At 63.6% G+C, this 15341-nt stretch carries 12 protein-coding genes; 4 read left to right on the forward strand and 8 right to left on the reverse strand.

Annotation, left to right across the window (positions count from 1 at the left end; translation table 11 throughout):
• Positions 1 to 58: 58 nt before the first annotated feature.
• Together JJ896_09535 and JJ896_09540 are read left to right on the forward strand one after the other, a co-directional pair.
• On the forward strand, positions 59 to 1186 hold the full coding sequence (locus JJ896_09535; protein MBO6779880.1) for a hypothetical protein: 1128 nt from the start codon (positions 59 to 61) through the stop codon (positions 1184 to 1186).
• An 8-nt stretch (positions 1187 to 1194) separates the two neighbouring features.
• Positions 1195 to 2304 carry a glycosyltransferase gene (locus tag JJ896_09540; protein ID MBO6779881.1) on the forward strand — a complete coding sequence of 370 codons (1110 nt, stop codon included), beginning with the start codon at positions 1195 to 1197 and terminating at the stop codon, positions 2302 to 2304.
• Here JJ896_09540 and JJ896_09545 read toward each other — a convergent pair whose 3' ends face one another.
• Together JJ896_09545 and mutS are read right to left on the reverse strand one after the other, a co-directional pair.
• Positions 2305 to 2865, reverse strand: a complete 561-nt coding sequence (locus JJ896_09545) for a gamma carbonic anhydrase family protein (protein ID MBO6779882.1) — start codon at positions 2863 to 2865, stop codon at positions 2305 to 2307.
• Positions 2865 to 5483 (reverse strand): DNA mismatch repair protein MutS, encoded by a 2619-nt coding sequence (gene mutS / locus JJ896_09550; GenBank protein ID MBO6779883.1) that lies wholly within the window; start codon positions 5481 to 5483, stop codon positions 2865 to 2867. Before mutS ends, JJ896_09545 begins: the two co-directional genes overlap by 1 nt.
• Before the next feature lie 117 nt (positions 5484 to 5600).
• Here mutS and JJ896_09555 point away from each other — a divergent pair, with 117 nt between their 5' ends.
• Positions 5601 to 6425: a sulfurtransferase gene (locus JJ896_09555; GenBank protein MBO6779884.1), complete on the forward strand. Its 825-nt coding sequence runs from the start codon at positions 5601 to 5603 to the stop codon at positions 6423 to 6425.
• Between the two features lie 45 nt (positions 6426 to 6470).
• Here JJ896_09555 and JJ896_09560 read toward each other — a convergent pair whose 3' ends face one another.
• The 6 genes from JJ896_09560 to pgsA form a co-directional block, all read right to left on the reverse strand.
• Positions 6471 to 8831 (reverse strand): carboxypeptidase-like regulatory domain-containing protein, encoded by a 2361-nt coding sequence (locus JJ896_09560; GenBank protein MBO6779885.1) that lies wholly within the window; start codon positions 8829 to 8831, stop codon positions 6471 to 6473.
• Positions 8831 to 9364 carry a phosphatase PAP2 family protein gene (locus JJ896_09565; protein ID MBO6779886.1) on the reverse strand — a complete coding sequence of 178 codons (534 nt, stop codon included), beginning with the start codon at positions 9362 to 9364 and terminating at the stop codon, positions 8831 to 8833. The genes JJ896_09560 and JJ896_09565 overlap by 1 nt, the downstream gene beginning before the upstream one ends.
• A 95-nt stretch (positions 9365 to 9459) precedes the next feature.
• On the reverse strand, positions 9460 to 10524 hold the full coding sequence (recA, locus tag JJ896_09570) for a recombinase RecA (GenBank protein ID MBO6779887.1): 1065 nt from the start codon (positions 10522 to 10524) through the stop codon (positions 9460 to 9462).
• A 129-nt stretch (positions 10525 to 10653) separates the two neighbouring features.
• Complete coding sequence (locus tag JJ896_09575; GenBank protein MBO6779888.1) at positions 10654 to 11895, reverse strand: competence/damage-inducible protein A; 1242 nt, start codon at positions 11893 to 11895, stop codon at positions 10654 to 10656.
• Entirely contained in the window at positions 11868 to 12518 is a 651-nt protein-coding gene (locus JJ896_09580) for an orotate phosphoribosyltransferase (GenBank protein MBO6779889.1), read from the reverse strand. Before JJ896_09580 ends, JJ896_09575 begins: the two co-directional genes overlap by 28 nt.
• A complete protein-coding gene (pgsA, locus tag JJ896_09585; GenBank protein MBO6779890.1) occupies positions 12511 to 13092 on the reverse strand; it encodes a CDP-diacylglycerol--glycerol-3-phosphate 3-phosphatidyltransferase in 582 nt (193 codons plus the stop codon). Before pgsA ends, JJ896_09580 begins: the two co-directional genes overlap by 8 nt.
• Before the next feature lie 241 nt (positions 13093 to 13333).
• Between pgsA and dnaK the strand changes: the two genes are divergently transcribed.
• Entirely contained in the window at positions 13334 to 15250 is a 1917-nt protein-coding gene (gene dnaK / locus JJ896_09590; protein ID MBO6779891.1) for a molecular chaperone DnaK, read from the forward strand.
• Positions 15251 to 15341: the final 91 nt, after the last annotated feature.

Raw genomic sequence — 15341 nt, forward strand, 5'->3', positions numbered from 1 at the left:
GTAGTGAACTGGAGTCTGGCCTAAAATATCGCGCCTGAGCCCGCCCTACCCACGCCCGTTGCGCCGACATTTCATTCTACTCGCAGGTTTCGCCATTCTTGCCTCAGGCGCCCGTGCGCAGGACTTCGAGTGGTATCCCGTTTTCAAACCCTCATACTTCTGGTCAGAAAGCGCAGGTCCGGGAGTTGGATTTGGACTGAACGGACGGCACCTGTTCTCGATGGGCGATGCGGTCCGGCTGCGCTCCCGCGCCCAGTGGTTTCGCCAATCGGTTGATCTAGGCTGGGCATCCGATTCGCCCGGTGAAGGATTTGACGGCTGGATGATCTCCGCCCGGACCTATCGCAACCTGCATGAGAGTTTCTATGGTCTGGGGCCCTCTTCCCGCAAGCGGTCGGAACGGTACGCAGACCACCGACTGATCCAGACCCAGATTCGGCGCTCGATTCAGCTTCCCGGCTCAGCCTGGGCCCAAATCTGGGTCGAGCAGCGCCTGGACATCGTGCGCGGACATGAGCCCGTCGGTGACAGTGCGCCACCGAGCCCCCATCTCGACCTGCTCACCGAGCAAGGCGAGTATGGGCTCTGGACCGTCGGTCTCGACGTAGGGCTGACCAGCCGATGGGCGGGTCTACAGTTCCATCTGCGCAGCACCTCGGGAGACGCTTCCCATGAATTGTTCGGCGTGGTCGTCGACCGCACGTGGCGGCTTGGCTCGGATCGCTTTCTCACGGCGCGTTTCATGCTGGACCGCACGCTGGAGTCCTCGCGCGATGTGCCCTATTTCCTGCTTCCGAGGCTGGATGACCGATTGGCACCAGGCTGGGATCGCAATCGGTTCTACGGCAACGACCGCGTCGTGATGGGACTGGTGTTCGTACAGCCGATTTTTCGAGTACTCAAGAGCCATCGGTACGAAGGGCTGGTCCATCTGGGCCTGTCCCAGGTGTATGACGATGTGGCCGAAGATTTCGACCTGCGGGTAGCCTTGGGACCCCATCGCGACGGGTTGGCAAGTGGCGCGGTGCCGCTTGAGCCAACGCTCGGAATCGGCTCCCGATTTGTCGCGTTGCGCGGTGGAAATGTGATTGCATCGGCCATGTTGGGCTTCTCCGCGGAAGGACTTCAGGCAACCACCTTCCGGGTCACGCATCGTCTGTCGGCCTGGCGCCCGTCGGTGCGGTGACGGGGCTTGTGGCGGTCCTCGTCCTTCCGGTCGCGGTGCACCTGGCGGTCGGCCTTCTGCTGGTGTGGCAGCTGCGGCAGCCTGCTCCGCGGGTCGGAGGTGAAGAGCACCATCGTAAAGCTGCCCCCGGACCTGTACCTATCGATAGCGGACCCCACAACCTCCCGGCCGCCTGCTGCCTGGTCGCCGCCCGCGACGAGTCGGCAAACATCGATGCGTGCCTGGCAGCACTAACGGCGCAGTCGGTCCCGCTGGACATTGTTGTGATCGACGACCACTCGAGCGACGACACGGCAACGAAAGTCGCGGCTTGGTCACGTCACTTTCCGGACCGGGTCAGATTGATTTCGGGCGGTCCGGGCAAGGTGGCTGCCCTCCAGGCAGGCTTTGAGCAGAGTGAGGCAGCGTGCGTGTTGACTACAGACGCGGACTGCCGACCTCCACAGGGCTGGGCCCAGGGGCTGCTTGATCACCTGCCTGCATTCGACACAGTCGGCGGCACGACCATGGTCCGGGCAGGCGCTCCGATCGAGCAGCTCGACTGGGCCATTCTGCTGGGCACAGCCGCCGCCAGCAGCGAGTTGGGGAAGCCGCTGACCGCAATGGGCAACAACATGGCCTTCCGTCGGCGGGCGCTCCAGGCAGCCGGCGGATTCGATGCGGCCGGGGACTCCGTGACAGAGGATTATGCCCTGTTCCGGCTGCTTGCCCGGCGCGGCCCGGTCGGCCTGGTGATGACCCCCGAAACGCTGAACTGGACCGAACCGGTAGGCTCACTAGCCGCCCTGTTTCGGCAGCGGCGGCGCTGGGCTCTGGGAGCCACCGAGTCGCTGTCGGGGCAAAACGCCGCCGTACTGCTCGGCACGTTCATCGCGTATCTCGCGCCCTGGCTGCTGCTTGCCCTCGCGCCGGCAGTCGCACTCGCGTGCTTTGTGCTGCGCTGGATGGTTCAGGCCGCTCTGGCCGGCGCTGTCGCAGACCGCCTGAAGATCCGGCTGCCCCTGGCCTGGGTCCCGGCACACGACCTGCTGATTTCGCTGTACACGGTCGCCATCCCGTTCACGCTTGCCAGCCGCAGGACCCGTTGGAAGGGTCGCACCAGGTACCAGGGGTCCTGACTACCTCTCCGGAGCCGAACCCCGATCGTACCAGGGATTCTCCGCAGGCGAGTCCACGCCCATGTAGATGCGAGAGTACGTGACGTAATTCGACGCGAACGCCGCAACCCGATCCACCTCCTCATCCGTCAACTCGCGAACCACGCGGGCGGGCGCGCCGAGCACAAGGGATCGCGGTGGAATCTCCACCCCGCCCGTCACCAGCGCGCGTGCCCCGACCAGCGAGTCGTGCCCAATCACCGCGTCGTCCAGGATCACCGCGCCGATTCCGACCAGTACACGATCCTGAACGGTGCAACCATGAACCACCGCGCTGTGCCCCACCGTGACGTCATCGCCAAGCCGGGTGGGACTGGTCCGGTTGGTGACGTGCACGACCGCGTTGTCCTGGATGTTGGTTCGGTCGCCGATGCGCACCCAATGCACGTCTCCTCGGATGGTCACGTTGAACCAGACGCTGCACTGCTCGCCGAAAACCACGTCTCCGGAGACATCCGCCGAATGCGCAATCCAGGTGCTTTCCGGCACCGTGGGGTGAACTCCCAGAAAAGGGTGGAGCATCAGGCCTTGAGTTTGGACTTCATTTCGGACAGAAGCACCAGGGCGTCGATGGGGGTCATCCGGTCCGGCTCGATCTCACGCAGGCGGCGCATCACTTCCTCTCGCACGGGGTCTTCCTGGAAGAGACTCATTTGACCCGGGTCACGCACCAGGGTTGGCGGAGACACTTCGCCCCGCGATCCGCCGACGGCCAACTGCTGGCCTTCAAGATGGTGCAGAATCTCGCGAGCACGGCTGATGACTTCCTGTGGCAAACCGGCCATGCGCGCGACTTCAATGCCGTAGGAGTGGTCGGCACCCCCTGCCACCAGGCGCCGGAGGAAGACCACGCGGCCTTCGTGCTCCTGTACCTGAACCCGGAAATTCCGAATGCGCCCGTACTGAAGAGCGAGCTCGTTCAACTCATGGTAATGCGTCGCAAACAGCGTGCGAGCCGCCACCCGGGGCGTCTCGTGCAGGAATTCTACCAGTGACCACGCAATCGAGAGCCCATCGAAGGTACTCGTTCCCCTTCCGACCTCGTCCAGGAGTATGAGTGAGTCCTGGCTGGCATTGTTGAGGATGTTGGCGGCTTCGTTCATCTCAACCAGGAACGTCGACTCTCCTGCCATGAGATTGTCGCTCGCACCAACCCGCGTAAAGATTCGGTCTACCAGGCCGATGCGTGCGCGCTCAGCCGGCACGAACCCGCCCACTTGTGCCAGGAGCACAATCAGTCCTACCTGCCTGAGCACCACACTCTTGCCGGCCATGTTGGGGCCGGTGATGATCAGAATCTGCTCCGCCGTACGGTCCAGATGCACCGAATTCGGGATGAACGGCTCGCCAGGGGGCAGTAGCGCCTCGACCACTGGATGACGGCCGTCCGTGATTTCGATGACTCCGGAATCGTCGACTTCGGGACGGCAGTAGCGATTGCGGACCGCTGTCTCGGCCAGTGAGCAGAACACATCCGCACTGCCGATCAGGTGGGCATTCAGTTGGAGACCGGCCGTCTCCTCGGCAACGTGGTCGCGAACGCCCGCAAACAGTTCGGCCTCCAACCTCCCCAGACGCTCCTCCGCAGACAGGATCTTCTCCTCGAACTCCTTCAGCTCCGGCGTGATGTAGCGCTCCGCGTTGACCAGCGTCTGCTTGCGGATATAGGTCTCGGGGACCTTGTCGCGGTGGGCGTTGGTGACCTCGAGGTAGTAGCCGAAGACCTTGTTGTAGCCAATCTTCAGGGATGGAATACCTGTTCGCTCGGACTCGCTCTGCTGCAGGCGAGCGAGGTAGGACTTCCCGGAACGAGCGAGCTCGCGCACCTCATCCAGATCCGGATCGTAGCCCTCCCGAATGACACCGCCGTCCTTCAGCGTGGCCGGCAGTTCATCGGCCAGCCCACGGTCAAGCAAGTCGCGCAGTGTGGTCAGCGGATCGAGCGTCCCGCCCACCCGGCCGAGTTCACCCTCCTGGTCAGCCAGGCGTTCCTTGACGGAGGGAATCTGGCGCAGGGCCTCCCTGAGATGCTGCAGATCCCGCGGAGACGCACGTCCGGTGGCCGCCCTGGCCGTGATTCGGGCAATGTCTCCGACCGGCTTCAGGTCTTCTGAGAGGCCTGCGCGAAGCTCCGCGTTCTCGGCCAACATGGCCACCGCACCCTGCCGGGCGTGGATTGAATCCAGGTCCTTGAGCGGCCGAAGCAGCCAGTTCCGCAGCAGCCGACCTCCCATCGGCGTGCAGGTGTTGTCCAGGATCGCAATGAGGGATCCATCCTCTCCCCCCTGCATGGAGGACACCAGCTCGAGATTGCGTTTGGTTTGAGGGTCGAGCGCCATGTGCGCGTCCGTCGAGACCGGTACCAGACGCGTGATGTGAGGCAGCTTCCCTTGCTGGGTCTCCGACAGGTAATGCAGCGTCACCCCCGCCGCGACCGCCGCAGCGGCCATGCGCTCCATCCCGAACCCCTTGAGGGAGTGCACCCCAAAGTGGCCGAGGAGCGTGTCTCGGGCGAACTCGGCATCGAATACCCACTCATCCCGCTTGGTCACTACCCATGGCCCCGATGGAGCACGGCTTCGCTCGACGGTGCTGATGAGAATCTCCGCAGGCCCAATGGTCTGAAGGACCTCCGGCAACTGGTAGGCCTGCGCCTCGGCAGCGTGGAATTCAGCCGTCGAGACGTCGACCCAGGCCACGCCCACCTGATCGTCCGCGCTGGAGCCGCTGAAGTGAACACATGCGAGGTAGTTGGACCGTTTCGGGTCGAGTAGCCGCTCCGAAAGAGAAACACCGGGCGTGACCACCTCCACGACGCCCCGCTTCACGACGCCCTTGGCCTGCTTGGGGTCCTCCAGTTGCTCGCAGACGGCGACGCGCAAGCCGGCTGCCACCAGTTTCGGCAAGTAGGAGTCGACGGCGTGGTGCGGAAAGCCGGCCAGCGGAACGTCGGCGGCCTTGCCGTTCGACCGCTTTGTGAGCGTGATGCCCAAAACCTTGTGCATGGTTTTGGCATCCTCGCCGAACGTCTCGTAGAAATCTCCCATCCGGAACAGCAGAACGGTGTCCGGATGACGTTCCTTGATGCGGTAGTACTGCCGCATCAGGGGGGTCTGGCCTTTGTTGGAAGCCTTGCTCAAATGGACGGGGGTGCTCTGTAGACCGGGCAGAATCCAAGCTATCCGAGAGTCCTCCGAAAGGCAAAGGCAAGGCTCCGAGGGCAGGCTATCTTCCTGAGGATTTTTGACCACCGGAGCATGGCATTCCAAACCATCATCACGCCCGAGCAACTGCTCAGCGAGCGCGACCCGGACTGGGTAGTGATCGACTGCCGGTTCTCGCTTAATGACCCCGACGCGGGCCAGCGGGAATATGCCGAGGCCCACATTCCAGGCGCGTTCTACGCGCACCTGAACCGTGACCTCTCCGGCCGTATCGTGCCCGGGTCAACAGGCCGCCACCCGATACCTGAGGCGGCCGATTTCCGGGCGCTCATGGGCTCCTGGGGCGCGCGACCCGGGGTCCAGGTGGTGGTCTACGATCATGGGCCAGGAGCCATTGCCGCACGGTTGTGGTGGCTGTTTCGCCACCACGGGCATGCCTCCGTTGCTGTCCTCGAAGGCGGGTACCAGGCCTGGATTGGTGCCGAGCTGCCGCTCTCTGCGGATGCCCCGGCTGTCCACGAGGGCACCTATCCCGAGCGGGCACCCATTGCCCGCGCAGCCACGCCCGCAGAATTTGGCGGGGCGCGTTTGGTAGATGCTCGCAGCTCCGAGCGGTATCGGGGCGATCACGAGCCCATCGACAGCCGGGCCGGCCACATACCTGGGGCGGCCTCACGTCCATTTGGAGATAATCTGGACGACGACTGGCACTTCCTCCCTCCTGATCAACTTCGGGAACGCTTCGAGGGACTGGGGCCTGCCGCAGATCAGATCCACTATTGCGGCTCCGGTGTGACTGCGGCTCACAATCTGCTGGCCCTGGAAATCGCCGGCCTGTACGGCGCGCGCCTCTACGTGGGCTCGTGGAGCGACTGGATCACCGACCCTGAGCACCCGGTCGCCACCGGCGACGAGTAGGGGCGCGCTGGTGTGTAGATGGGGACTACACAGGACTGGCGCCTTCTAGAAGATGCGCGCAGCCCCGATTCCCCACGACCATGCCGGGTCGTCCAGGCGCCGAACCAGGTCGACGCGCAGCATGCCGAACAGGCCCGAGATGGATAGTCCAAGCTCATGCACCCACGCATCCACCAGATTCGGTTGCCACCTGTCGGCCAGTCGTGGTTGCGTGTTGCGGGGCTGATTCTCCGGCCTGAGCCAGGTCCGACCGTGCCCTCCAAACGCGATAATGCCGAGGCCCTCATCCACCGCCCAGCGCCATCCCAGGCGTTCGAACGGTACCGTGCGAAAATGGTGCTCCCACGTAACCAGAGCGGACCGATCACCCTCAAGGGGCCGCCCCTGCAAGGACCGCAGACTACCCGGCCTCGACCCGAACCCGGCTCCGTCCACCGACCAAAGTCGGTACTGAGGAAGCGCCTCACGTGACCAGCCTACATGCAGTCTGATGTCCAGGACCTGGGGCAGAAGCCGCCGTCGATGAAAGGTCGGCAGACGTCCGGTCGCCCGGGCACCGGCGCGGACGAAAGCCGTTTCGCCGCCCAGCAATCCGTCTCCCGCGGCCTCAAACTCAGCCTGAACGGAATTGGACCCCGTGACAAATCCGGCAGGGTCTGGCGGCACGCCCACGACGGCCTGCATGAAGACCGAGCCCACCCGCTCCGTCGGCACTCGCGGGTTGTCCGCGACCTCCTCGTCCTTGTCGAGAAGGCGGTACTCCGTAGTCTTCGGCACGGAGGACACATCTTCGCGTCGCAGTCCCAGCGTCAGGTCCGGAAGCAGGCGCCCGGGCTCGACCGTAAGCGAGGCCTGCACGCGGTCCGATCGGTAGTAGTCGAAGTAGTCGCGGGCTCCCAGCATGAAACCGAGCGAGTTCTCGATCGAGGAGCGCGTCCACGACCCGGACGTAGTGCGCACTCGCTCCTCCATGGACACACGTACTTCCCAGTCCCTACGCGCCAGTCTCGCGCCCCCGCTCCACAGCGTTTGGTCCAGGCCAAAGGAGTGCTCCACCCGACCCCATGCGCGCGCAGCGCCTCCGACTGAAATCCGCAGCGCGGGACTCGCTCCGACAACCCGGTTGTACGCGATGTCGGGCAAGAACTGAAGGCTGCCAAAGCGTCGTTCCGCACGATTCTCGTCACCGGCGTTGATCTGAGCCGCCCGCCCCAACATGCCACGGGGCTGAAAGGCTTCCTCGATCGACTGGGTCGAATCAATGGAAGCCAAAGCCACCGCCTCCCGGGCCGTAAGAGGGACTACCACCGCTGGATCATTCAGGGCATCACCACTGCGCACCGCCGCTGAGTCAACCGTCACGACCTCGTCTGACGCGAAGACTGAGTCCGGAAGTGCCACGTTGACTTCGTAGTCCGAGAGTCTCGCGAATTGGCGAATCCTGAAAACCGGAAAATCGAGCAGATTCCGCACGCCGATCTTCAGGTCCATGGCCGCCCGAAAGTCTGCCGGCAGCCACTGGTCATCCTCGAAGGGCAAGTACTGCTGGCTGTACGTCACGTCGAAGAACTGGATCGGAGGCGGAAAAATGAAGGCGTCGTTCGGCTGCAAGTCCACCGACAGCATCGCGAAGTCGCGGTCAGCAACGGTGATCGAGCCTTCGAATCCGCTCGCAACCCGACGCCAGGTGCGAACGGAGATCGTGAACACGTCCCGGCCTTCCTGCTGTGTCGTGCTCTCCAGACGGAAATCGTATCGATCCAGGGCGTCCGGATGGGTCACACCCATCAGGTTGTGGCCCGCTACGTCGATGTTGTCGTCGTACAGGTTCGCCACAAACATGGCCGCCGGAAAAAACTCTTCGAACTCCAGATTCGCGGTTCTTCGGGAAGCCTTGACAACCTCACGACTACCCAGTTCGCGATCCCAGAGGAACTCCGACAACCCCTCTGCCATCGATACAATGCCGGTGTCGTTCTCTACGGTGAACCGGTTGTAGGCCTCAGCCCGGAACCGGTCGAGCCGCGCACGCCGCTCCTGCTTGCGCCGGATGACCTCTCGCATGATGGCCACTGCCGGATCTTCTGAGCTCACAACGACCTCCTGCAACTGGAAGGGCGCAGGCTCCAGGGCTATTCGGAGCGGTTCGGACGGGGCTTCCTCCAGCCGCACCTCGCGGGTCGCGAACCCGACGAATCGCACGACCAGCGTCGCCGGAAAGGACTGCAACTCAACCGAGAACCGGCCTTCCGGATTGGCCACCGTGCCCGTGTAGGTTCCGCTGATCTGAACCGTGGCCGCGCCAAGCGGAGTACCCGAGCGTGCATCAGACACCGTCCCGTCCACCAGAACCTGAGCGGAACTGGACAGAGGAATGGCGACCAGGAGCAGTAAAACCAGACGCATCATCCGAGAGGAATCGTGAAACGGAAAACGGGCTGCTCCGACAACGAACCGGCTTCGTCATTCTTGCGCATCTGGTGCACCACCCAGGCCATGCCGGCGCCCAGCGCCCAGCCCGAGAGCACGTCGGACGGGTAGTGCACGCCCAGCCAGATCCGGGAGCCCCCGACGGCCCCCGCCCAAATCACGGCAGGCACCGTCACTGCTGCGCGCTGATGGCGGAACGCCAGCGTTCCGACCACGGCCGCTGCGAGCGTGGCATGCCCGGAGGGCCAAGACCACGTATCCAGATCCCGGCCGCCCGGGAACGCAGGCCGGCGAATCACCCAGTCATGCACGGCAACCGGACGGGGTCTTCGAACCAGTCTTTTCAGGGCAACAACGGCGCCGTAGCTGCCGAGCATGGTCGCCGTCATCCGGACTGCGGTTCGGTTGTCCGCGTCACCGAGCACAACCGGTGCCCACAATGCCGGCAGCGCCCCGTAGTAAACCGGGTAGGCGGTGTAGTCGGCGCCGCCAAAAACACTCCGGGCCAACCAGCCGTCCTGCTGGTTGACCCGGAAGACAATGGTCTCATCGAGTCCCGACTGGGCCTCGGCGCCACCGGCCGAAACCAGCAGCAGAACCAGAATCAGTTGACAGGCAACGCTACGCCGTTGGCCTCTGCCACGGCCGGCACCATGCCGAGAGCCTCCTGGGCCCGCGCCTTGATCTCCGTGCGGAAGTTGTCGTTGTCCTTCAGCCACTGCTTCGCTGCGTCTCGACCCTGACCAATCTTGATGTCTCCATAAGCATACCAGGATCCCGACTTCTGGATGATGTCGTTGTCGACGCCAATATCCACGAGTTCGCCCAGGGACGAAATGCCTTCGCCGTAGACAATGTCGAACTCGGCCTGGCGGAACGGCGGCGCCACCTTGTTCTTAACGACCTTGACCCGCGTTCTGTTACCAACCACGTCCGTGCCGTCCTTGATGGCACCGATGCGGCGGATATCCATGCGCACCGAGCTGTAGAACTTGAGCGCGCGCCCACCGGTGGTGGTCTCCGGGCTGCCGAACATCACCCCGATCTTCTCGCGGATCTGGTTGATGAAAATGAGCACCGTATGCGTGCGGTTGATGGTACCCGTGAGCTTGCGCAGCGCCTGACTCATGAGTCGCGCCTGCAGACCCACGTGGCTGTCCCCCATTTCGCCTTCGATCTCCGCACGCGGCACAAGTGCAGCCACCGAGTCAATCACGATCACGTCCAGGGCACCCGAGCGCACCAGCGTATCACAGATGTTCAGGGCGTCCTCACCGGTGTCGGGCTGGGAAACAAGCAGTGAATCGAGATCGACTCCGAGCTTCTCGGCGTAGCTGGCGTCAAACGCATGCTCTGCGTCAATGAACGCACAGGTCCCGCCCAACTGCTGGGCTTCCGCGATGATGTGCGTGGCCAGCGTCGTCTTGCCGGACGACTCCGGCCCATAGATTTCCACGATGCGGCCACGCGGCACGCCGCCCGCTCCCAGCGCCGCGTCCAACGCCAGCGATCCGGTGGAAATCACATCGTGCCGAATCATCGGGGCCTCCCCGAGACGCATGATGGAGCCCTTGCCGAACGTCTTTTCGATCTGCTTCAGGGCAAGGTCCAGTGCCCGCTCCTTGGCGGGGTCCTTCGGGCGGGCGGTTTTCTTTTCGTCTGCGCTCATTCGAGTCTCTGTTGGGGGTCCGGTTCAGCCGATTCTCAGCACGAGAATACGAATATGTCCGAACATATGTTTGATCTGCGACATCCCTATGTCACATACCCCCCGCTGACATAACGCCGAGGGCCAACTTTATTTCAGCATCGTGCGCCGGAGCAGGTCCAGCACCGTCGTCGCCGTGCGCGCCTTGTTATCCACGCGCTCATGGCGGAGGACCACCTTCAGCGAGTGCGTGTGGATCGGCGTCTGAACCGCCATCCAGGCCGTTCCGACCGGTTTTTCCGGTGATCCACCGCCTGGACCCATGATGCCCGACGTAGCAATACCCACATCCGTTCCAATCACGCCGCGTACGCCCGCAGCCATCTGAATGACCACCTCACGACTCACCGCCCCTCGCGCGTCGAGCAGATCGGAATCCACACCAAGGTGCCGGGTTTTCACCTCGTTGTCGTAGGCGACCACACATCCCCGCACATATCGGGAGGCACCTGGCACATCCGTGAGCCTGGACGCCACCAGTCCGCCGGTACAGCTCTCCGCCGTGGCGACCGTCCAATCCCGTTCCACCAGCATCTGACCCACCACCTCTTCCAGAGTCTGCCCGCCTTCCCCATAAATATGCCGGCCGGCATGGCCTCTGAGGAATGCTTCGAACTCTGAAAGCAGCGCCGGATCCGGCGCCGTCAGCCGCATGCGAACCCCGTGGATGTTCGGCAGGTAGGCCAGCGAACAGCCGCGCTGAGTCCAATCCTCCAGAGGACCGATGGAATCGTGCAACTGTGACTCCGCTATCCCGGTAGTCAGCAGCGTGCGCCGCACCAGTGGTGTCAGTCCACCCGCCGAGATCAGTCGAGGGAAGACGTATTCGTCCATCAGCCCCTTCATCTCCCGGGGCACGCCCGGCAGCACCACAAGCATGGTCTCGCCATCGTGCAGCAGTCCTGGGGCCGAACCCCACTGATTCGGCAGCACCTCAAACCCGGCCGGCACCTCCGCCTGCGTACGATTGGACGCGGACATGGTCATGCCGGCTCGGTCGTAGCGGGCCTTGAGCGCATCGAACAGGTCCTGGTGAAACTCTAGCGACACCCCATAGAGGGACGCAACCGCCTCCTTTGTCACATCGTCGTGCGTGGGGCCCAGTCCGCCCGTTACGATCACCACGTCCGCCCGCTCGCTGGCAGCGCCGATTTCGGCAGTGATCACATCGCGCGAATCCCCCACCGACAGGACCCGCGAGACGTCCACGCCCAGTTCCGAAAAACGCTGACCCAGCCACGCGGCATTCGTGTTGACGACCTGCCCGATCAGCAGCTCGTCGCCAATGGAGATGACCTCGGCAATCACCCGGCCTCCAGGGCCTCGGACCACGCTACCGGATCGGCGTGCCAGGCGCGCAGGCTCTGCACGTCCACACGACTCATCCCGCCGGATGCCTCTGCACTGGCGATGAGGTCCGAAAACGTCGTGAGCGTGTGCAGGGGCACATTCGCCTCGGAAAAGGCCGCACGGGATTTTTCCAATCCGTAAGAGAAGATGGCCACCACAGCATGCACTCCTGCGCCCGCGGCCCGCAGCGCTTCCACCGCCGCAATGGAACTCATCCCCGTCGAGACCAGGTCCTCCACCAGCACGACCCCATCGCCCGTATCCAGGGGCCCTTCAATCTGGTTGCCCTTCCCGTGGCCTTTGGCCTTGGAGCGCACATAGCACATGGGCAGGTTCATCACGTCCGCCAGCCACGCCGCGTGGGGAATGCCGGCGGTTGCTGTACCGGCGATGCGGTCCGGAGCATACCCTGACGCGATATCGGCAAAGGACGCGGCGATTGCTCCCCGGAGACCGGGATGCCCGAGCGTCATGCGGTTGTCGCAGTAGACCGGAGAGTGCAGGCCCGATGCCCACGTGAACGGCGCATTCGGCTGCAGCACGACTGCTCCTATTTCAAGCAGCTTGCCCGCCAGTTCGCGGGCGTCGATCGTGGTGTCAGTCATGCGAGGTATCGAATTCCGGATTCATGGCGTACGCGAACCCGGTGGCGACGGTTACGGCGACAGTCACGTACAGCAGCAGCGTGATGCCCACCGAATTGAGGATCTGTTTGGCGTAGCTGCCCACCGCGCCGGGCAGCAGAATGGCCGCCCACAGCAGCAGAACGGCAATCAGGAAGGTGAGCTGAAAGGTGGTCTTCCACTTGGCCGATGACTTGGTCTTGATGACCCGCCCCCCACGGTTGTGCCAGATGCGGAAGAGCGTGACAAAGAGGTCCCGGCCCGCAATCAGCAGTACGGCCCACCAGGGCACCAGGTCATCGCGCAGAACACAGAGGGCTGCAAACGTGCCCAGAACCAGCACCTTGTCGGCGACCGGATCCAGGAACTGACCCAGCCGGGAGCCGACGCCGTATTTGCGGGCCATGTGCCCATCGGCCCAGTCCGAGATGGAGGCGAGAATGAACAGCGCGGCCGCCCATGCCCGGGGCGCGAACGAGTCCGAGAACAGCAGAAACAGCACCGCGGGCGTGACCAGCATGCGGAGCGTCGTAAGCGTGTTCGGTACGTGCTTCATTCGCGCGGTTGAGGGGAGTCCAAATATACCCGACTACGCGCGCCGAGGGGTCCGGACCCCGGAGCCTTGCCATTTTTTCAGACGCTGCGCGGTTTGGCAGGCCACGGCGACGGGCTGCAGGACAGGATGTCTGACAGAATGACCGAAAACCCGGAATGGCACGCCTCTTGGAGAACCGGTCTGCGACCGGCGGCCCGGCAAGGGCTCGCCCCCGAATTGACAACGCGAAAGACAGACTTTCATGAGCAAGATTATTGGTATTGACCTGGGTACGACGAACTCGGTCGTGGCCGTGATGGAAGGTGGAGAGCCCGCCGTCATCACGAACTCCGAGGGCGCGCGCACTACCCCGTCGATCGTGGCGTTCAAGAAGGACGGCGAGCGACTCGTTGGCGCGCCGGCCAAGCGCCAGGCCATCACCAACCCCACGAAGACCATCTTCTCGATCAAGCGGTTCATGGGCCGCGGCATCGACGAGGTGGACAACGAGATTGGTGAGGTCCCCTACGAAGTTGTAAAGGGTGACAACAACACGGCGCGCGTCAAAATTGACGACCGTGTCTACACGCCCCAGGAGATTTCGGCGATGGTACTCGGCAAGCTGAAGCAGACTGCCGAGGATCATCTGGGTGAGAAGGTCACCGAGGCCGTCATCACCGTGCCGGCCTACTTCAATGATGCCCAGCGAACGGCGACCAAGGAAGCAGGCGAGATTGCAGGTCTGAAGGTGCGCCGCATCATCAACGAGCCCACGGCCGCCGCACTGGCGTACGGCCTGGACAACAAGGAGCAGGACGAAATCATCGCCGTGTTCGACCTCGGCGGTGGGACCTATGATATTTCGATCCTCGAATTGGGCGATGGGGTCTTCGAAGTGAAGGCCACCAACGGCGATACGCACCTCGGTGGTGACGATTTCGACCAGCGCCTCATCGACTGGATCGCAGACGAGTTCAAGAAAGAAGAGGGCATCGACCTTCGGAAGGACGCCATGGCCCTGCAGCGCCTCAAGGAGGCTGCAGAGAAGGCCAAGGTGGAGCTCTCCTCTTCGACCGCCACGACCATCAACCTGCCGTTCATCACGGCCACGCAGGACGGTCCCAAGCACCTTACGCTGGACCTGTCCCGCTCCAAGTTTGAGCAGTTGGTCGATGACCTTGTGCAGCGCACGATTCCTCCGATGGAGAAGGCGCTGAAGGATGCCGGGCTTGCCAAGGCCCAGATTGACGAGGTGATCCTGGTCGGTGGTTCGACGCGCATTCCCAAGATTCAGGAAGTCGTCGAGCAGTTCTTCGGCAAGAAGCCCAACCGTTCGGTCAACCCGGATGAAGTGGTGGCCGTCGGCGCTGCCATCCAGGGCGGCGTGCTGTCCGGAGACGTGACCGATGTGCTCCTGCTGGACGTGACCCCACTGAACCTGGGCATCGAGACCCTGGGCGGTGTGACGACCGTGCTGATTCCGAGCAACACCACCATCCCGACCCGCAAGTCGGAAGTGTTCTCAACGGCCAGCGACAACCAGCCGAGCGTGGAGATTCATGTGCTGCAGGGTGACCGCACCATGGCCACCGACAACCGCACCATCGGGCGCTTCCACCTGGACGGCATTCCGCCGGCCCCGCGTGGCATGCCGCAGGTAGAGGTCACATTCGACATCGACGCCAACGGCATCCTCAACGTGTCCGCCAAGGACAAGGCGACGGGGAAGGAGCAGTCCATCCGCATCGAAGCCTCGAGCGGCCTCACCGATGCCGAGATCGAGAAGATGCGCACCGATGCGAAGGCGCACGCCGACGAGGACAAGAAGAAGCGTGAGGAGGCCGACAAGGTCAACTCCGCCGACGCTCTCATCTTCTCCACCGAGAAGAACCTCACCGAGTACGGCGACAAGCTGCCGGCCGACAAGAAGGCGAAGATCGAGGCCAGCCTCGAGCGCCTGAAGGAAGCCCACAAGAACAAGGACCTGACCGAAATCGAGTCGGCCATGCAGCAGCTGAATGAGGCGTGGAACGAGGCCAGCCAGGACCTCTACAACGCGCAGCAGGAAGCGGCTACGGCCGAAGCCTCCGGGGACGGCGCTGCCGGCGAAGCCCCCGACGTCGAGGCCGAGGAGGTCAAGGACGTGGACTTCGAGGTCGTCGACGAGGACGAGAAGTAAGCAGCCCGTCTGCGCTGCTCCCGGTAAGCGCGTGGCCCCGTAAGGCCATCCGCTCAGAAGCGCCGGGGGGACTCCGCAGGCGGTCTACATA

This window comes from Rhodothermales bacterium (genome assembly GCA_017643395.1).
Classification (GTDB): domain Bacteria; phylum Bacteroidota; class Rhodothermia; order Rhodothermales; family UBA10348; genus JABDJZ01.